Genomic DNA, 18,076 nt, shown 5'->3' on the forward strand with positions numbered 1-18,076 from the left:
CGTGTCCTCCAGCGTCGGGCCGGTGTCACGTCACCGGTCTCCCCGAACGACCGTATGGGCGGCGCGGACCGCCCGCACAACGGCGCGAGAACTTTCAGCGCGTCAGGTCATCTCCGCCTTGGAGATCGCGTAGTAGGCGTCCACTGTGTCTCCGTCGATCCCCACGTAGGCGTCGATCCAGGCCGCCGCGGCGCGCACCAGCACCAGCAGCGCGTCGAACTGCTGATCTTCCGTCAACGTCTCCAACGCCGCCGCGACACGCCCGTCGTGCCCGCAGGCCAGGCCGCTCAACACCTCCGAGGCCACCTCGACCGCCTGCGCGGAGGCCTGGTCGCCCCGCGTCGCCGGCACGGACATCGGAATGCGAACAGCCGGGTTCAGCGATCCACGCGGAACACCGCGCAACAGAATCGCGGCGCACGTGTCGATCGCGACCACCCGCGTCCGTTCGTCCGATGCCAGGCACTGCACGGCATCGGACGACCACAGGTGATCACGCCTGTTGATCGCACCCACCGCGGCCAGCGTGAGTTCCCTGGCCTGCACGTCATCGAGTCGGTGCATCGACTCCCCGTCTCCTTCGCGTCGGCCCCGACTGTGGCCCCCGCACACGGAATTCTGTGTTGCTACAACCGCAACTCAGCCATGGTCAAACGACCATCCCCGACCTGCATGACGAGTGGCACGCAGTTCACCCGTCCGCACCAGCGCAGTGCCTACCGCCGTAGGCCGACCGTGGAAATCCAGATGTTGCTACCATCCCGATGTTCACAACCTGGGAGAACACAGATGGCAACACGGCACCTCTACGTGGTGCGTCACGGCGCGGCGGACCCGTTCGGCGAGCTGGTCGACGCGGGCGAACGCCAGACGCACCTCCTCGGCCGGCGCCTGGCCAGGCTGCCGATCGGCACCGTGTGGCACTCACCGTTGGCCAGGGCCGCGAGCACGGCACGAATCCTGGGCGAACACCTGCCAGACGCGGCCGTCGCCGAGGCAGCCGAACTCGTGGACCACGTGCCGCACGTACCGGCCGCTCCCCCGCCCGCGTGGGCAGGTTTCTTCGACGGCTACGACACCGCGGAGGCAGCAGCAGGCGCGACCCTCGCGGAGGCCCTCACGAACCGGTTCGCACGCCCGGCCGACACGGAGTCGCACGAGGTCCTGGTCACGCACGCCTACCAGGTGGCCTGGCTGGTGCGACACGCCCTCGGCGCGCCCCCGGACCGGTGGCTCTCGATGAGCTGCGGCAACACCGGGCTGACCGCGCTCCAGTTCCGTGCCGGGTCGCTGCCGGCTTTGTTGGTGTACAACGACATGAGCCATCTGCCGGAGGAGCTGCGGTGGACGGGGTTCGGGCCGGGCACCCGGCCTTGAGCCCGCCACCCCGGACCTGACCCCGCCCTGCCTGGCTCACGCCGAGGCCGGTCTGTGGCAGGCCGGTGTGCGCCTGGGCGGGCGAACGTCAGATCCGGTGAACGTCCAGACCGCAGGCGTGCACCCAAGCAGGTGTGCCTCGCCCCTGGCCAATGTCCACCTCAGGTCAACGAGTGCCCCACTCAGCGGGCGCAGCCAGCGAGCGCCCACCCCAGCGAGTGCCAGCCAGCTGGCACCCAGCCGGCACCCACCCAGCGAACGCCCAGCCAGCGAACGCCCAGCCAGCGAACGCCCAGCCAACGCCGACCCACCCAACGCCCAGCCTGTGAGCGCCCACCCCAGCAACCGCCCACCCAGCAACCGCCCACCCAGCAACCGCCCACCCACCGAGCGCCCACCCACCCAATGCCCAGTCTGTGAGCGCCCACCCCAGCGAGCGCCCACCCAGCGAGCACCCAGCTGCCAACGCCCAGCCAGCGAGTGCCAGCCTGCGAGCGCCCAGCCAACGCCCACCCAACTGGCACCCACCCAGCGAGCACCCACCCAGCGAGCACCCACCCAGCGAGCACCCACCCAGCGAGCACCCACCCGGCGTGCGCCCTACCCCTGCCCGAGCACGGCCTGCGCGGCACGAAGCCGCTCCGCCTCCTCCCGCGCGGACCGGTCCCCCGACACCTCGTCCGCCCACCCCAGCAACCGCCGCAGGTCCCCGTCCGACCCCGCCGTGACCACCCGCGGCGTCCCGAGAACGACAACGCCGCTGGTCCCGTCGATCGCGACCACCTCACCCGCTCCGACAACGCGCCCCGGCAACACCATCGAGCCGCTGCCCACCACCAGATCGGCCACCCCGACCACAGCCGGCTTGCCCATGGAGCGCGCCACGACGGCCGCGTGGCTCGCCGGGCCTCCCCGCGCCGTGACGATGCCGGTGGCCGCCGCCAGGCCGCGGATGTCGTCCGGCGACGTCTCCGGCCGCACCAGGACCACCGGGCCGTCGGCGGCCAGGCGCACGGCCTCGTCGGACGTGAGCGCCACCCTGCCCGTCGCCACTCCCGGGCAGACTCCCAGGCCTCGTGCGATGACGTCGTCATCTGAAGTGATCCGGGGTGTGCGGACGTGCCGGAGGTGGTGTGGCGACACGCGGAGAAGTGCTTCCTCGCGGGTGATCGCGCCGCTGTCGGCCAGCGAGGTGGCCAGTCGGATGGCGGCGGCACCGGTGAAGCGGCCCGGTCGCACCTGCAGCAGCCACAGGGTGCCGGCCTCGTAGGTGAACTCGACGTAGCAGGCGTCGCGGTAGTGCTGTTCCAGCCGGTTCAGGGCGTCGAGCAGGGTGCGCCAGACCAGCGGTTCGCGGTCGGCCAGCGCGCTCAAGGGCTCGGTCAGCGAACGGCCGGAGACGACGTCGGAGCCCTGGTGTCCGAAGAGGACCTCGCCGAACGGCACGTGGTCGCCCGTGGTGGGGTCGCGGCTGAACGCGACACCGGAGCCGCTGTGGGCGTCGTGGTCGCCGAACACCATGCGTTGCACGACGACCGCGGTGCCCAGGTCGTGCGGGATGCCGTGCAGGGTGCGGTAGGTGCGGGCGCGTGGGGTGTTCCAGGACGCGAACACCGACTTCACCGCCTCGGCCAGCGCGTCGGGTGTGGGGCGCAGGTTGAGGATCGTGTCCATCATGCCGGGCATCGAGACCGCCGCGCCGGAGCGCACGGAGACCGACGGTCCCCAAGGCACGACGGCGGCCGACAGTTCGTCGGCAAGCCCGGCGGGGAGGGTGCCGTCTCGGAGGAACGCCCGGCAGGCCTCGGTGGTGACGACCACGCCGGCGGGCACCGGCAGGCCGAGGCGGTGCAGCAGCACGAGGCCGTGTGCCTTGCCGCCCACCACCTCCGGCGGGTCGTCGAGCGTGGCCGAGAGGTGCCTCACCCAGCCCATCGGGCGATCCCCTGCGTGGCGAGCAGGTCCTCGTGCAGTTCCGCCCAGATCGTGTGGAACGAGTCGATGGTGTCGGCCAGGCGCTCCACCTTCCCCGCCTGGACGTCGGCCAGCGCTTCGGACAGGCGGGCGTCGTAGCGCGCGAACCTCGGCACCGCGGCGGCCAGTGCGGCGATCACGACCACGGCGCGGGTGTGCAGGTCCGCGAACAGAGCGAGCACGCGAGCGTCGTAGACGGTGTCGGAGTGGTCGTTGACGACGCCGTCGACCGAACGGATCTGCCACGCCGTGCACAGTTCGAGCAGTTCGGGGTTGAGCACGAGGAACGACTCGAACGCCTCCGCCAGCGCGGAGCGAGTGCCGACAGACTCCAGTTCGGCCTCGGTCGCGGCGGCGTCGGCGGCCCGGCCGGACTCGGTCAGCGCCCACCCGCCGAAACCCCTGTGGTGCGTCACGAGACCGGCGACCGCGAGGTCGATCAGCTCGGATTCCACATCGGACTCCGCCAGCCCCGTGAACGACGCCACGCGGGTGAGTCCGCTCGTGCCGACACAACGCAACGCGTGCAGAACCGTCACTGCGTCGCCTCCCGCCGGCGCGCTCCAGCGGCGTACCCGGCACCACGGCCGTGGGCGCGGGCGACGATCACGCCGCCGCGCACGCTGACCGCGGACTCGGTGTCGTCACCGGAACCCGTGAGACCGATCGCCGACGCCACCAGCGCGTCGTCGTCGAGCACCAGCCGCACGTGCTGCCAGACCTCGGACGCGTACACCCTCCTCAGACAGCCCACCGCGTCCATCACCCGGAGCCGGACGAGACGGCCCGTCTCCTCCGGATCACCCGTGACCACGGCCAGCGTGACCGTCTCACCGGGCTGCGCCGACCGCACGGCCTCCTCGGCCGCACCGAGGCGCCCCGCGCCCAGCACCACGACCAGTCCGTCCCCGAGGTCGACCGGCCCACCGCTGATCTGGTCCACGAGACCCTCGGGCGCGGTCCAGGCGTCGGAACAGGCCTGCGCCGGGGCGACGTACGGCAGGTGCGGCGGCGCCCAGACGTCCTCCAGCTCGATGCCGGCCAGGTGCCTGCACGCGTGCGCCACGTCGAACGGGTCGCCGAACCCCGGCGACGTCTCGGCCCGGTGTCCCGCGCCGGACAGCATCGTCAGCACCAGCTCGGCCAGCCGCACCCGCCGGACGGGAGCACCCCGTTCGAGGGCGATGGCCAGCAGCAACGCCTCCAGCCGGGCCAGCTGCGCCAGCACGGCCGGGCCCCGCTCGTCCTCGAAGACACCCTCCAGCGACCGCAGCTGCAGACGGCCACCCGGCGCCGAATCGTCGACGAGCGGCAGCCGTTCGAGCCAGACCCGCGCGAACACCCCCAGCGCGTCGACCCTCGACGTCGGCGACACCGACGCCAGCGGCTCGCCCCCGGCGGCCTTCTCGATCAGGTCGATCAGCACGGCGAGGTACAGGGCGCGCTTGCTCGGGAAGTTCGAGTACACCGCGCCCCGCGTCAGCTCCGCCCGTTCGGCGATCCGGTCGACCTTCGCGGGCAGGAACCCGTGCTCGGCGAACTCGTCCCTCGCCGCCGCCAGCACCGCGGCACGCGTGCGCGCCTGCTGCTGCACCCGAGTCAGCCGAACCATCGCCACTCCTCGCCGAACGCATTTGAGATGTTCTGAACATCCAGATTACCTCATCATCCGAACCGCAGCGGCACCTTGCCTCAGTGACGTGACTCGACCACCGGCGCCACACCTAAAGCGATTTGGGGTCGTTCTCCAGGCCCGAGAACACGATGGCGATCAGACGCCTCCCCTGAGCCACACCCGCGTCGTTGTTGGGGACCCGCCACAGGAAGCTCATCAGCATGATGACGTCCGCCGGGTCGTGCCCAGCGGCCATCGTGCCCTCGGCCACGCACGCGTCGACGAGCTTCGTCACCGCCTCCGTCGCCGGTCCCCAAGACGCGCGGACCATCTCTTGGGCCGCCTCGCTGTGCAACGCGTCGCCGAGGCCGTGCTTGAGGCGGATGTAGGCCGACAGCATCTCGAACCACTCGACGAACGCCACCTTGGCCGAGGAGTTGCGCGCCAGCACCTCGTCGGCGGCGGTGGTCAGGCGTTCGATGTCGTGCTGGTAGGCGCCCAGGATCAGGTCCTCGCGGGTCGGGAAGTGCCGGTACAGCGTTCCCGGGCCGACTCCGGCGCGCTTGGCGACCTCACTGAGCGTCACCAGCGGGTTCTCCGCGAACAGCTCGTGAGCGGCCTCGATGATCGCGACACGGTTGCGCGCGGCGGCCTTGCGCTGCGTGCCGTACGTGCCCGGCGTGTCCTCGTTCATGCCTGCGATGATGCCCTGCCTTTGACATGCGGACAATCCTCCGCTAGTTTCGCACTCACTTGCGGAGGATCGTCCGGAAGTTGGCATCAGAGGAGAAGACCATGTCGAAAGTGCTGGTCACCGGCGGAACCGGGTTCATCGGCAGCTGGTGCGCGGTCGCACTGCTGGAGGCGGGGTACGACGTCCGCACGACGGTGCGCAGCCTCGAACGAGAGCCGGCGCTGCGGGCCCTGCTGCACGGCGCGACCGAGTTCGAGGACTCGCGGCTGACCGTCGTGCGGGCCGACCTGAGCGGTGACGACGGCTGGACCGAGGCGGTCGCGGGCTGTGACCACGTCCTGCACGTCGCCTCGCCCACGCTGCGCACCGCGCCGGAGAGCGAGGAGGCGATGATCTCCGCCGCGCGTGACGGCGTGCTGCGGGTGCTGCAGGCGGCCCGGGACGCGGGTGTGCGGCGGGTCGTGCTCACGAGCGCTCTCGGCGCCATCGCCTACGGACATCCGCGCCGGTCGGAGCCGTTCACCGAGGCGGACTGGACGAACGTCGACGCGGACGTCCCGCCGTACCAGAGGTCCAAGACCCTGGCCGAACGCGCCGCGTGGGAGTTCGTCGCGACCGAGGGCGACGGCCTCGAACTCACCGCCGTGCACCCGGCCGCGGTCATCGGCCCGGTGCTGGGCCCGGACGACCCGCCCTCGCTGCGCACCATCCGCGGCATGCTCGAGGGCGGTCTGCCCGCCTGTCCCCCGTTCGCCACGGGCTGGGTCGACGTGCGCGACGTCGCGGACCTGCACCTGCGGGCGATGACCGATCCCGCCGCCGCCGGCGAGCGCTTCGTCGCGCAGGCCGGCCCGAGCCTGCGGATCGTGGAGGTCTCGCGGATCCTGCGCGACCGGCTCGGCGAGCGGGCCGCGAAGGCTCCGGCGAAGGAGATCCCGCTCGCCGTCGCCCGCGGCCTGGCGATGGTCAACCCGCAGATGCGCTCGTTGCGCCCGCAGCTCGGGCAGGACTTCAACGCGAGCAGCGCCAAGGCCCAGCGGGTGCTCGGGTGGCGGCCGCGCCCGATCGAGGACAGCATCGCCGAGACCGCCGAGAGCCTGCTCTCCCACAACGCCGTCCCGGCCTAGGCGGCGCGCCAGGCGTAGTAGCCGAGCGCGATCGCACCGGCGGCCATCGGAACACTGGTCAGCAGACCGGCGAGCCCGTTGCCGGGGATCACGAACGAGACCACGACGAACAGCAGGAGCACCGGCACCCACTTCGGGACGGCGTGCGAGCGGAACAGCCCCACGCACTGCAGCACGGTGCCGAGCAACACGAGCACCGCACCGGGGATCAGGAACGCGAACAGCTGAGCCGAGTCGTTCGCCGCCGAGAACACCGCCTCACCGGCCGCCGCGCCGACGGAGGGGTCGGTCGGGAAGAAGTAGGCCGCCGCCCAGCCCGCGCCGCCGGCACCCTGCAGCCCGGTGCCGATCCACATGAGCGCGGCACCCCAGGTGACCCCGGCACTGCCCCGGCGCCGGACCAGGAACATCGCCGCCAGTGCCTGCAACGGGATGTTGACGACCTGCATGGCCGCGAGGCCGGTCAGCAGGCCCCACCACAGGTCACGCCGGACGACGATGTCGGCGTAGGAGTAGGTCTCGCCGCCGGCCGCGGGTTCCGGCCAGAGCAGTCCACCCGCGACGGCGGCGACGGACGTGACACCCAGGACGACCGCGAGGACGGCGACGCGTCCCCGCGTGGAGGTGGCGGCGGTGTCGTGCGTCGCGGTGATGTCGACGGACATGGTCCCTGGTCCTTTCGGAGTGCCGGTTTCGATGGCCCTCAGCGAACCGGTCCGGGCGCGTCCGGCACATCGGTACCGGCCCGGTACCCCGTCTCCGTGCTGACACGGAGGCCATGCCGTCGCACCGGCCTTACCCTGGGCCGATGAGGTGGCCGCGACCGGCAGGGCCGGGTCTTCTGGGCGTCTCCGCCGTGCTCGCGGCGGGCGGCGCCTGGCTGCTGGTCCGCACGCCGCAGCCCGCCCTCGCCTTCGCGGGCCTCGCCGTCCTCGGGCTCGCGATGGCGGCGCTGGGCGTGACGATCGAGTTCCGCGTGCGCGCCAACCCCGTCGGCCCGCTGCTGGCCTGGGCCGGGACGATCGTGGTCTTCCTGGCCACGCGCGACGTCTACTACCGGACCTGGCTCGGCGATCCGGGATCGGTGCCGCTGGACGCCCGCGTGGTCGCGTTGCTCAACGAGAGCGGCTGGTGGCTGCTCGCCGCGGTCGCGTTGCTGTTGCTGCACTTCCCGGACGGCCGAGTGCCCAGTGGGCGGTGGCGCGGGCTGCCACCGCTGATCGTCGTGCTCGCCCTGGCGCAGCAGGCACTGGGCGCGACGCCGAGGGAGCCGTTCACCGAACCGATGGAAGGTCTCGCGCATCCGTGGGGACCGCCGTCCGACGTGGTGCACGTGCTCAGTTACGTCGTCACCATCGGGCTGGTCCTGACGGTGCTGGCGGCCGGCATCTCCCTGGTGGCGCGGTTCCGGAGGTCCGCCGGAGTCGTGCGGGCGCAGCTGAAGTGGCTCGCGTTCGCCGGGCTCGCGGTGACGGCGTACCCGGTCGTGTGCCTCGCCGAGATCGTCGTGACCGGCCGAAGTGGTGTCGTGGCAACGGTGTTCGGCGTCATCACGATCGTCGCGCTGTTCTGCTCGGTCGGCATCGCCATGTTGCGTCACGACCTCTACGACGTCGATCGCGTGCTCGCCGACACGATCAGTTACACGATCGTCCTGCTGGTCCTGGTCGGCGCCTACGCCGTGTCGGCGCTGACGCTGGGTCTCGTGGTGGGTCAGGACTCCCCTGCCGCCGCGGCGGGGGCCACGGCGATCTGCGCGGTGCTGCTCACACCGGTCCAGCGGCGCCTGCATCGCGCGGTCGACCGGCGGCTCTTCCCCCGGACCAGGGCGGCCCTGCTCGCCATCGAGGACCTGCAGCACCGCGTCCACACCCAGGCCGCGCAACCGGAGGAGCTCGAGGCGACCCTCCGCACGGCGTTGCGCGACCCCACGCTCCGGGTCGGCCTGCTGCTCCCCGCCGGTTTCAGGGACGCGCACGGCGCACCGGTGGCCGACGCCTCGTTGGTCCCGATCACCCTGGGCGGCACGCAGATCGGTGTCCTCACCGCGTCCGGCACCACCCCGGCGGTGCTCAAGGTCGTCGCCACCGCCGCCGCGAGCCTCGTCGAGGTCGCCCGGCTGCGCGGTGAGCTCGCCACCGCCCTGCGCGAGGTGGAGGCGAGCCGCGCCCGGATCATCCAGGCCGGGGACGCCGAACGGCACAAGCTCGAACGCGACCTGCACGACGGCGCCCAGCAACGGCTGGTGTCACTGGGAATGGCGATGCGGCTCGCCCAGCGCCGGCTGCCCACCGGCGAGGTCGACGTGCACGCGCTGCTCGACCAGGGCGTCGCCGAACTGGCCACCGCCATCGCCGAACTCCGGCAGATCGCGCACGGCCTGCGTCCCACCAGCCTCGACGACGGCCTGCACAACGCGCTGGCCGCGCTCACGAACACGCTGCCGGTTCCGGTGGCTCTGGAGATCATGTCCGAACCGCTGACCGACGACATCGCGATCACCGCCTACTACGTCGCCGCCGAGGCGATCACCAACGCCGCCAAGCACGCGCACGCCAGCACGATCACCGTCCGCGTCACGCAGCAGGCCGACGAGGTCAACGTGTGGGTGAGGGACGACGGCTGCGGCGGCGCCGACCCGAAGACCGGTTCCGGTCTGGCCGGACTGGCCGACCGCGTCGCCGCACTGGGCGGTTCACTGCGCCTGAGCAGCAGGCCCGGCTCGGGCACGACCATCCAGGCGGTGCTGCCGTGCGCATCGTGATCGGCGAGGACTCGGCGTTGTTCCGCGAGGGCCTGGCGAGCCTGCTCTCCCACGCGGGCCACGACGTCGTGGGCAAGGCCGCCGACGCCGAGACACTGGTGGCCGTGGTGGCCAGGGAAGAGCCTGATCTGGCCATTGTGGACGTTCGGATGCCACCGGGGCTCAAGGACGACGGCGCGGAGGCCGCCCGCCGGATCCGGTCCGCCCAGCCGGGAGTGGCCATCCTCCTGCTGTCCCAGCACGTGGAGACGAAGCACTCGGTCGCCCTGGTCAGCCAGGGCGCGTTCGGATACCTGCTCAAGGACCGCGTGCTCGACGTCGACGACTTCCTGGAGTCGATCGCGCGCGTCGCCGCGGGCGGGTCGGCGCTCGACCCCGAGGTGGTGGGCCGGCTGCTCGGACGGCCCACCACCGGGGCGCTCACCCCGCGCGAACGCGAGGTGCTCGGACTGATGGCCGAGGGCTGCACGAACGTCGCCATCGCCCGCAGGCTCTGGCTCAACGAACGCACCGTCGAGACCCACATCGGCAGCATCATGGCGAAACTGGGACTGGCCGCCAACGTGGAGGAGCACCGCCGGGTGCTGGCCGTCCTGACCTACCTGGCCGAGTACGGCTGATGCTCCTCCACTGACGGGACTACAACGCGCAGAGCAGTGAACACGCCTTCGCGGACGACCACTCGGTGTACAGACGGGTGCCGTTGACCGGCGTGTACTTCGCCTTCGCCTTGTTGGTCAAGGGGAACAGCGCCAGCAACGCGTAGGTCGAGCAGTGCACCACTTCGGACTCACCGGGCTGCAACGTGAACGGCCCGGTCTGGCAGGCGGGCTCCACGTCGTCGACCACGTACGCGTCGACGATCGGGATCGGGCCGTTGTTGGTCACGGTCACCCGCCAGTACGCCGTGGCGAACAGCAGGCCGAGGACGCCCACGGGCGCTTGCTTCACCCATGGACCGGCTCCGCCCGCCTTGCAGTGCGAGGGCGTGTACGAGCCGCAGATCTCCTTGTTCACCACCACGTTCGGCAGGCACGCCGCACCTGGTGCGACCTGGCGCGTCACCGTGTTGGACGAGAAGCCGCCGGTGGCGTCGGTACCGCCCGCGGTGTTGGCGACGGACGTGACCGCGCAGTCCGCGGCGACCGTGGTGCGGAAGCACACCTGCGGTGCGTCCCCGGTGAACTCGACGGCAAGCGACGGCTGGTTGCCGCCGCCGAAGTCCGCGGCGTTGTTCAGCACGAGCGTTGCCGTGAGCGTCAGCGAGGACGCCGTGACGCCAGCGAGGTCGACCGTGCCGTCCGGGGCGAAACCCGGTGTGGCGACGGGGTTTCCGCCACCGTCGACGGCCTTCACCGTGGACGCGCCGAAGTTCACGTTCGCCGGGGTCATGCCGACGAGCCTCGCCTTGGTGTAGGTGGTGGTGTGCGGTTTGCCGTCGCAGTAGAACTGGGACGGGGTGATCGACACGGAGGCGCCGCTGCGGACGCAGGGCGACGCCCCCGTGTCAGGATCCATCGAGAACAGCACGCCCGCGTCTCCCAGACCGAGCAGACAGCCGGTGGGAGCGTCGTAGGCGTAGCCGTAATCTCTCGTGACGCCGCCGTTGGCGGCCGGGTGGGTGACCGGCGAGGAGAACCCGGGGCACGACGTCCCTGTGCTCCAGTCGTGGCAGATCGTCGCGCCGGCCGGGTAGGCACCGCCCCAGAGGCCGAAGTAGCTGCGCACGCGGTCACCGGTGCGGACCACCTCCGGGGTGAACACCCAGGTCTGGCTCGCCAGTCCGGTCACCCCGTTGGGCAGCACCGAACCGTCGACGGCGTAGCAGGTGGTGATGTTCGTGGCGCCGGCCGTGCTCGCACACGCGCCGGTCTCCTGACCCGTCGAGCCGTAGGCGCTGAAGGCGTTGTAGGTGTAGTTGCCCAGGGGCCCCAACGGTTTCGGGGAGGGCCAGCCCGCGCACAGGCTCGTCGTGCCGGGGTCGAAGCAGCCCATCGTCGGGGTGCCGCTGTTCATGTTGGACGACGACGCGAACAACTTGCCCCCGGCGACGGCCAGCGCGCCGAGGTAGTAGTTGCCGTGGTTGGTCAACGGCACGATCGGCGCGTAGGGCTGGCCACCGCAGGCGGTCTGCGTGGAGGGCGTCCAGCACACCACCTGGCCGGTGTTCGCGACGCCGTAGAGGTTCCCGCCGATCCGGACGAGTCCCGCCATCTCGATCGTCTGCCCCGCCCGGTTGATCAGCGGCCAGTAGCCGCAGTTACCGGGAGCGGCGAGGTCGAGGCAGCCGACGCCGAGCGTCCCGGGCGTGGTCGCCGAGTAGTACACGCGGGCGGGGTTCGTCTCGTCGCGGACGTACTGCGCCGCCAGGGGACTGGCGATGTTGCCGGTGAAGCCCGAGCCGAACGGGCCGGGGTTCGTGTTGAGGGGTTTCGGCCACGGCCCGCCCGCGCAGAGCGCACTGGTCGCGAGGTCGGTGCACACCAGCTTCGGGTTGGTGAAACCCAGGTGGTGGTACATGTTCCAGGCCTGCAGGCGGCCTTCCGGCGTGCGGTGCAGGATCGGGATGAAGCCGTCACCACCGGTCGCGGTCGCACTGGCCTGCACCGGTGGCGTCAGCACGCTGGACAGCGCCTTGCCACCGTTGCGCACGTTCGGATGTGTTGCGGTGACGAGGTTTCCCTCGGTGCCGGTCCAGCCCGGCGGCACCTGCAGCGAACCGGCGAGCAGGGTCTGGCCCGCGCCGATGGGGTCGGTGATCGTCGCGGCGCCGTTGGCACCGTTCGAGTAGGACACGACCCAGGAGGCGGTGTCTCCGTGGGAGGCGGGGTCGGACACGCCCTGCACGGACTTGGTGAGAGTGGACTCGGGTGGCTGGGCGGCCACCGGAACAGCGGCGGTGAGCGTGCTGCCGGCGAGCACGCCCGCTAGCACCAGCGCCGGCAAACGTCTTCGCACGAGCGAGGTCCCTTCAGCGGCGGTGAGTTCGGGAACAGACCGCCGACGCTAGGGACCTCGCCCGTGCTCGAAACACCCCCTCACCCGCGTGCACGGCAGGTCTGCCCCATCAGACCAACGCGGGGACGCGGGACATGTGACCTGAAAGGAGATTCCAATTCATAGCCGAATGAAGTTTCACCTGAACGCCACCGAAACGCCTATCAGAGAAGCGAATGGGCCCGGTGCGGGGTCCAGCGCAGGTGCACGTTCCGGTCCGGCGGGTCGGCCCGCAGCAGGGACAACCGCGGGCGGACGGCGTCGGTGCGCGCGGACGGCGGTTTGCGGCTGCCCGCCCGGAACTGGACAGGCCACTCGGCCCGGTAGTCCTGTTCCGCCGCCGCGTGCAGCGTCCAGTGCGGGTCGTAGAGGTGGGTGCGGCCGATCGCGCACAGGTCGGCGCGACCCGCGAGCAGGATGGAGTTGACGTCGTCGTAGGAGGCGATGGCACCCACCGCGATGACGGCGGCGCCGGTGACCTCGTGACGGATCCGGTCCGCGAACGGGGTCTGGTAGCTGCGGCCGTAAGCAGGGCGTTCGTCTGCCGTGACCTGGCCGGTGGAGACGTCGATCGCGTTCGCGCCGTGGGCGATGAACGCGCGGGCGATCTCCACGGCGTCGTGCTCGGTGTTGCCGCCGTCGACCCAGTCGGTCGCGGAGATGCGCACGATCATCGGGCGCTCGGGCGGCCACACCGCGCGCACGGCGTCGAACACCTCCAGCGGGTACCTCAGACGGTTCGCCAGCGAGCCGCCGTACTCGTCGGTGCGCTGGTTGGCCACCGGTGAGAGGAACGACGACAGCAGGTAGCCGTGCGCGCAGTGCAGTTCGAGCAGGTCGAACCCCGCTTCGGCACCACGTTCCGCCGCCGCGACGAACTCGGCGGTGATCCGGTCGAGGTCGGCGCGGGTCGCCTCGGACGGAACGGGTGATCCCGGGCCGTAGGGCAGCGCGGACGGACCGATGACGTCCCAGCCGCCCTCGGGCAGCGGTTCGTCCATGCCCTCCCACATCAGGCGGGTCGAGCCCTTGCGGCCGGAGTGGCCGAGCTGCAGCCCGATGCGGGCGGTGCTCCGCTCGTGGGCGAACGCCACGATCCGTGCCCACGAGTCGCGTTGCTCGTCGGTCCACAAGCCGGTGCAGCCGGGCGTGATGCGGCCTTCCGGCGAGACGCAGACCATCTCGGTCATGACCAGTCCCGCGCCGCCCATGGCCTTGGAGCCCAGGTGGACGAGGTGGAAGTCGCCGGGCACGCCGTCGGCCGCGGAGTACATGTCCATCGCCGAGACGATCACGCGGTTCTTGAGTTCGAGCTCTCCCAGGCGGAACGGCTGGAACATGGCCGGAGCCGTCTCGGTGAGCCCCTGGGAAGCGGCGAAGGCGGCGTCGACGCGGTCGGCGAACTCCGAGTCGCGGGTGCGGAGGTTGTCGTAGGTGATCCGGCGCGAGCGCGTGAGCAGGTTGAAGCAGAACCGGGTCGGCTCCTGCTCGGCGTACATGCCGATGTTCTCGAACCACTCCAGGGACGCCTGGGCGGCGCGCTGGGTGGATTCCACCACGGGGCGCCGTTCGGACTCGTAGGCCGTCAGCGCGGTCTCGACGTCAGGGTGTTCGTGCAGGCACGCGGCGAGGGCGAGCGAGTCCTCCATCGCGAGCTTCGTGCCGGAGCCGATGGAGAAGTGCGCGGTGTGCGCGGCGTCGCCGACGAGGACCAGGTTGCCGTCGTGCCAGCGAACGTTCCGCACGGTGGTGAAGCTGAGCCACTTCGAGTTGTTGGCGAACACCTGGTGGCCCGCCAGCTCCTCCGCGAACAGCTCGCGGATCCGGTCGACGGCGCGTTCGTCCGAGACACCCGGCCCGAACTCCTCGGCGGTGTCGAAACCGGCGCGGCGCCAGACGTCCTCGTGCATCTCGACGATGAACGTGGAACCGCTGTCCGAGTAGGGGTAGCCGTGGACCTGCATGGTCCCCCACGGCGTGTCCTTGATGAAGAACTGGAACGCCTCGAACACGAGGTCCGTGCCGAGCCACATGTACTTGTTGCGCCTGTGGTCCACAGTGGAGCGGAAGACCTCCGGTGAGGACTGCCGCACCAACGAGTTCACGCCGTCCGCGCCCACCACGAGGTCGTGGCTCGCGCGCAGGACCTCGACCGGCGGTGCGGGCGTCGAGTAGTGCACGACCACGCCGAGGTCACGGCACCGTTGCTGGAGCAGGTGGAGCAGCTCCTTGCGGCTCATCGCGGCGAACCCCTGCCCGCCCACGGTGTGACTCTCGCCGCGGTGGTGGATGTCGATGTCCGTCCACCGGGCGAACCGGCGGGACATGGCGTCGGCGAACTCCGGGTCGGCGTTCTCGATGCCGCCGAGCGTCTCGTCGGAGAACACCACGCCGAAGCCGAACGTCACGTCGGCTGCGTCGCGTTCCCAGATGGTGACGTCATGCGAAGGGTCGAGCTGCTTCATCAGCGCGGCGAAGTACAGGCCACCCGGGCCACCACCGACGACAGCGATCCTCTTGGGTGCGACCTTCACGCCGGCACCTCCTCCTCGACGATCTTGCGGAGGGCGAAGCGCTGCAGCTTGCCGCTCGCGTTGCGGGGCAACGAGGTCCGGAAGCGAACCTCGCGCGGGTACTTGTACGGCGCGATGGTGTGCTTCACGTGGTCCTGGATCTCGCGAGCCTTCGCCTCGTCGCCCACGACGCCCTCGCGCAGCACCACGAACGCGCAGACGACCGAGCCGCGTTCGTCGTCCGGTTTGGCGACGACGGCGGACTCCAGCACGTCCGGGTGGGTGTCGATGGCCTCCTCGACCTCGGGCCCGCCGATGTTGTAACCGGAGGACACGATCATGTGGTCGCTGCGGGCGTGGTAGTGGAAGTAGCCGTCCTCGTCGCGGTGGAAGACGTCGCCGGTGACGTTCCAGCCGTTCACCACGTAGTCCTTCTGCCGCTCGTCGTCGAGGTAGCGGCACCCGACGGGGCCGATCACGGCGAGCCGTCCGGGTTCGCCGGGACCGAGCTCCTCACCGGCGGCGCCGAGCACGGTGGCGCGGTAGCCCGGCACAGGTGTGCCCGTGGAGCCCGGCCGGATGTCGTCACCGGCGGCGGAGATGAAGATGTGCAACAGTTCCGTGGCGCCGATGCCGTCGATCACGCGGAGTCCGAGGCGGTCGTGCAGCCGTTGCCAGGTCTCCTGCGGGATGTGCTCGCCGGCCGACACCGCGGTCCGCAGGCCGGAGAGCTTCGCGTCGACGCCGTCGCGCAGGATCGCCTTGTACGCGGTCGGCGCCGTCGCTAGCACCGTGACTCCGTGCTGCTGAACGAAGTCCGCGACCTGGGCGGGCGTACCGGCCTCGGTCAGCAGCGCGCAGGCACCGGCGCGCAACGGGAACACGACGAGCATGCCGAGGCCGAACGTGAAGGCGAACGGAGCTGTGCACGCGACGACGTCGTTCTCGTTCAGCCGCAGCACATGCCGGCCGAACGTGTTGTCGATGGACAGGACGTCGCGGTGGAAGTGCACGGTGATCTTCGGTGATCCGGTGCTGCCGGACGTCGGCGCGAGCAGTGCCACGTCGTCGGCGGCGGTGTCCACGGCGGTGAACTCCCCCGGCTTGGTCGCGGCGAGCACCTGGAGGTCGTCGTAGTCCACCACGGTCAGCGACGTCAGTTCTCGGACGTCGGCGGTGAAGCGCGGGTCGACCAGCGCGATCGACGGCCGGGTCCGCTCGACGACCGGCAGGAGCTCGCGGGTCCTCAGCGCGGCCATGGTCGTCACCGCGACACCACCGGCCTTCAGGACGCCGAGCCACGCCGCCACGGTCCACGGGTTGTTGGGCGAGCGCAGCAGAACCCGTTGCCCTGCAACGAGACCGAGGTCCTCGACGAGCACCTGGGCCACCTGGTTCGCACGGGTCCGCAGCTCGCCGTAGGTCCAGACCTCACCGGCGGGGGTGCGCAGCGCCGGGCGGTCGGGGCCGAACCGCGCCACCGGGACGTCGATCAGTTCGGTGGCGGCGTTGAGCCTGGCCGGGTACTCCAGTTCGGGCGTCGTGAACTCGATCGCCGGCCACAGCGCCGAGGGAGGTAAGTGGTCACGGGCGAAGGTGTCCATGGTGGGTCCTTCCGCGGGCGGCGGGTCAGGAAGCGCGGATCATGCCCTCCTGGGCAACGGTCGCGAGGTGGAGGCCATCGCGGGTGAAGAAGCGGCCGTGTCCCAGGCCACGGCCGTCGTCAGCGGCGACGGCCTCCTGCACGTAGAGCAGCCAGTCGTCGACCGGGCCCGCGCGGTGGAACCACATGGCGTGGTCGAGGCTCGCGGTGACGAGGCCCGGCCGGGCCCACGGCAGGTCGAGCACCCGCAGGATCGGCTCGAGGATCGTGTAGTCGCAGACGTAGGCCAGCGCGGCGAGGTCCCGCTGGGCGTCGGTCAGTCCGTCGACGGGCCTCAGCGGGTCGAACGGCTTGATCCACACCGCCTGGTGCGGCACCTTGTCGCCCTCGACCTCGAGGTAGACGGGGCCGGGTACGTGCCGCATGTCGAAGCTGCGGCCCGCCGACCAGTAGGCCTGCGACTCCTCGGTCATCGTGCCGCCGGAGCGTCCGGCGAGGAGGTCCGCGGTGCTCGGCAGCGCGTCCGGGCCGGGCAAGGCCGCGGTCTCGGCCTGGAAGCTGCCGCCCGGTTCTCCCGCGGCGAAGTTCGCGAGGCAGACGTAGAGGGGCTTGCCGTTCTGGTAGCCGCGGACCTGCCGGGTGCTGTAGCCGCGGCCGTCGCGCAGCACCTCGACCTCGTAGCGCACCGGGGCGCCGATGTCGGCCGGGCGCAGGAAGTAGCTGTGCATCGAGTGCAGCGTCTTGCCGTCGGTGACCGAGCGCATGGCGGCGGCAGCGGCGGCGGCGACCAGGTCCCCGCCGTAGGCCTTGGGCCACGGGCAGGGCTGGGTGACGGCGGTGAAGGCCAGGTCGAAGTGCTCCGGCTCGGCTTTCTCCAGCGCGATGGCCTCGGTGAAGGTCTTCGAGGTCGTCATCGGGTCAGCCAGTCGCGCAGGTCCTCGTCCGGGACGTCGTCGAGGTTCACGACGATGTTCTCCGGTGTCCGCGTGGTCATCCACGTGAGCGGGTTGTTGCGGTCGAGGTTGCACTCGATGTGCGGCATGAACGGGGGCACGAACACCCAGTCGCCCTCCTCCATGTCGAGGTAGTCCTCGAACTTCTCGCCGAAGTAGATCCGGGCGCGGCCGGACAGCACGTACCCGCCGGTCTCGGCCTCACCGTGGTGGTGGGTGACCGAGCGGTAGCCGGGTTCGTTGGTGACCTTCCCGAACCACAGCCTCCTCGCCGGGGTGTGCTGGATGCTCACGCCCGAGACCCGGATCGCGCCGCCGGAGTTCGCGGTGTCCGGGTTCTCGGCGCCACCGCGCGTGACGACCGGCGCGACCAGGCCGCTGGGCAGCCGGTACATCGAGTTGTCGCCGTCGAGCTGGTACTTGCTCAGGTCGGGCTCCATATCTCGTATTCTTCACGAC

At 71.0% G+C, this 18,076-nt stretch carries 15 protein-coding genes; 4 read left to right on the forward strand and 11 right to left on the reverse strand.

Going from position 1 to position 18,076, the window contains the following annotated elements:
• Nucleotides 1–102: 102 nt before the first annotated feature.
• Nucleotides 103–564 carry a hypothetical protein gene (locus tag PV646_RS22915; RefSeq protein ID WP_500344218.1) on the reverse strand — a complete coding sequence of 154 codons (462 nt, stop codon included), beginning with the start codon at nucleotides 562–564 and terminating at the stop codon, nucleotides 103–105.
• Nucleotides 565–789: 225 nt separating this feature from the next.
• Between PV646_RS22915 and PV646_RS22920 the strand changes: the two genes are divergently transcribed.
• The gene (locus PV646_RS22920; RefSeq protein WP_500344219.1) at nucleotides 790–1,377 is read left to right on the forward strand and encodes a histidine phosphatase family protein; all 588 of its coding nucleotides are present in this window, start codon (nucleotides 790–792) and stop codon (nucleotides 1,375–1,377) included.
• Between the two features lie 600 nt (nucleotides 1,378–1,977).
• Here the strand turns inward: PV646_RS22920 and PV646_RS22925 are convergent.
• The 4 genes from PV646_RS22925 to PV646_RS22940 form a co-directional block, all read right to left on the reverse strand.
• Nucleotides 1,978–3,312 carry a PEP/pyruvate-binding domain-containing protein gene (locus PV646_RS22925; protein ID WP_500344220.1) on the reverse strand — a complete coding sequence of 445 codons (1,335 nt, stop codon included), beginning with the start codon at nucleotides 3,310–3,312 and terminating at the stop codon, nucleotides 1,978–1,980.
• Complete coding sequence (locus PV646_RS22930) at nucleotides 3,300–3,890, reverse strand: transcriptional regulator (RefSeq protein ID WP_500344221.1); 591 nt, start codon at nucleotides 3,888–3,890, stop codon at nucleotides 3,300–3,302. The genes PV646_RS22925 and PV646_RS22930 overlap by 13 nt, the downstream gene beginning before the upstream one ends.
• Nucleotides 3,887–4,963: a TetR/AcrR family transcriptional regulator gene (locus PV646_RS22935; protein WP_500344222.1), complete on the reverse strand. Its 1,077-nt coding sequence runs from the start codon at nucleotides 4,961–4,963 to the stop codon at nucleotides 3,887–3,889. The genes PV646_RS22930 and PV646_RS22935 overlap by 4 nt, the downstream gene beginning before the upstream one ends.
• 112 nt (nucleotides 4,964–5,075) lie before the next feature.
• Nucleotides 5,076–5,660, reverse strand: a complete 585-nt coding sequence (locus tag PV646_RS22940; protein WP_500344223.1) for a TetR/AcrR family transcriptional regulator — start codon at nucleotides 5,658–5,660, stop codon at nucleotides 5,076–5,078.
• A 101-nt stretch (nucleotides 5,661–5,761) separates the two neighbouring features.
• Between PV646_RS22940 and PV646_RS22945 the strand changes: the two genes are divergently transcribed.
• Nucleotides 5,762–6,787 carry an SDR family oxidoreductase gene (locus tag PV646_RS22945; RefSeq protein ID WP_500344224.1) on the forward strand — a complete coding sequence of 342 codons (1,026 nt, stop codon included), beginning with the start codon at nucleotides 5,762–5,764 and terminating at the stop codon, nucleotides 6,785–6,787.
• Here PV646_RS22945 and PV646_RS22950 read toward each other — a convergent pair.
• On the reverse strand, nucleotides 6,784–7,452 hold the full coding sequence (locus PV646_RS22950; protein ID WP_500344225.1) for a hypothetical protein: 669 nt from the start codon (nucleotides 7,450–7,452) through the stop codon (nucleotides 6,784–6,786). The two genes, PV646_RS22945 and PV646_RS22950, sit on opposite strands and share 4 nt — an antisense overlap.
• A 143-nt stretch (nucleotides 7,453–7,595) precedes the next feature.
• On the opposite strand from PV646_RS22950, the gene PV646_RS22955 reads away from it, so the two are divergent.
• Both PV646_RS22955 and PV646_RS22960 read left to right on the forward strand, forming a co-directional pair.
• Complete coding sequence (locus PV646_RS22955) at nucleotides 7,596–9,551, forward strand: sensor histidine kinase (RefSeq protein ID WP_500344226.1); 1,956 nt, start codon at nucleotides 7,596–7,598, stop codon at nucleotides 9,549–9,551.
• Complete coding sequence (locus PV646_RS22960) at nucleotides 9,539–10,171, forward strand: response regulator transcription factor (RefSeq protein WP_500344227.1); 633 nt, start codon at nucleotides 9,539–9,541, stop codon at nucleotides 10,169–10,171. Before PV646_RS22955 ends, PV646_RS22960 begins: the two co-directional genes overlap by 13 nt.
• 19 nt (nucleotides 10,172–10,190) lie before the next feature.
• On the opposite strand, the gene PV646_RS22965 is transcribed toward PV646_RS22960, so the two are convergent.
• From PV646_RS22965 to PV646_RS22985, 5 genes are all read right to left on the reverse strand, one after another.
• Entirely contained in the window at nucleotides 10,191–12,509 is a 2,319-nt protein-coding gene (locus PV646_RS22965) for a DUF7617 domain-containing protein (protein ID WP_500344228.1), read from the reverse strand.
• Nucleotides 12,510–12,712: 203 nt separating this feature from the next.
• Complete coding sequence (locus PV646_RS22970) at nucleotides 12,713–15,082, reverse strand: bifunctional salicylyl-CoA 5-hydroxylase/oxidoreductase (RefSeq protein ID WP_500344229.1); 2,370 nt, start codon at nucleotides 15,080–15,082, stop codon at nucleotides 12,713–12,715.
• Nucleotides 15,079–16,665, reverse strand: coding sequence for an AMP-binding protein (locus PV646_RS22975; RefSeq protein WP_500344230.1), 1,587 nt, complete (start codon nucleotides 16,663–16,665; stop codon nucleotides 15,079–15,081). The genes PV646_RS22970 and PV646_RS22975 overlap by 4 nt, the downstream gene beginning before the upstream one ends.
• Before the next feature lie 25 nt (nucleotides 16,666–16,690).
• On the reverse strand, nucleotides 16,691–17,578 hold the full coding sequence (locus PV646_RS22980) for an acyl-CoA thioesterase (RefSeq protein ID WP_500344231.1): 888 nt from the start codon (nucleotides 17,576–17,578) through the stop codon (nucleotides 16,691–16,693).
• Nucleotides 17,575–18,057: a cupin domain-containing protein gene (locus tag PV646_RS22985; protein ID WP_500344232.1), complete on the reverse strand. Its 483-nt coding sequence runs from the start codon at nucleotides 18,055–18,057 to the stop codon at nucleotides 17,575–17,577. The genes PV646_RS22980 and PV646_RS22985 overlap by 4 nt, the downstream gene beginning before the upstream one ends.
• Nucleotides 18,058–18,076 lie beyond the last annotated feature (19 nt).

The sequence above is a fragment of the Streptomyces sp. ID05-26A genome (assembly GCF_033794685.1).
Lineage (GTDB): Bacteria > Actinomycetota > Actinomycetes > Mycobacteriales > Pseudonocardiaceae > Lentzea.

Excerpts from the sequence above, each read along its gene's own strand:
- PV646_RS22935 (WP_500344222.1), bottom strand. The coding sequence starts at position 4,963 with ATGGTTCGGCTGACTCGGGTGCAGCAGCAGGCGCGCACGCGTGCCGCG.
- PV646_RS22915 (WP_500344218.1), bottom strand. The coding sequence starts at position 564 with ATGCACCGACTCGATGACGTGCAGGCCAGGGAACTCACGCTGGCCGCG.
- PV646_RS22950 (WP_500344225.1), bottom strand. The coding sequence starts at position 7,452 with ATGTCCGTCGACATCACCGCGACGCACGACACCGCCGCCACCTCCACG.
- PV646_RS22980 (WP_500344231.1), bottom strand. The coding sequence starts at position 17,578 with ATGACGACCTCGAAGACCTTCACCGAGGCCATCGCGCTGGAGAAAGCC.
- PV646_RS22920 (WP_500344219.1), top strand. The coding sequence starts at position 790 with ATGGCAACACGGCACCTCTACGTGGTGCGTCACGGCGCGGCGGACCCG.
- PV646_RS22940 (WP_500344223.1), bottom strand. The coding sequence starts at position 5,660 with ATGAACGAGGACACGCCGGGCACGTACGGCACGCAGCGCAAGGCCGCC.
- PV646_RS22945 (WP_500344224.1), top strand. The coding sequence starts at position 5,762 with ATGTCGAAAGTGCTGGTCACCGGCGGAACCGGGTTCATCGGCAGCTGG.
- PV646_RS22985 (WP_500344232.1), bottom strand. The coding sequence starts at position 18,057 with ATGGAGCCCGACCTGAGCAAGTACCAGCTCGACGGCGACAACTCGATG.
- PV646_RS22975 (WP_500344230.1), bottom strand. The coding sequence starts at position 16,665 with ATGGACACCTTCGCCCGTGACCACTTACCTCCCTCGGCGCTGTGGCCG.
- PV646_RS22955 (WP_500344226.1), top strand. The coding sequence starts at position 7,596 with ATGAGGTGGCCGCGACCGGCAGGGCCGGGTCTTCTGGGCGTCTCCGCC.
- PV646_RS22925 (WP_500344220.1), bottom strand. The coding sequence starts at position 3,312 with ATGGGCTGGGTGAGGCACCTCTCGGCCACGCTCGACGACCCGCCGGAG.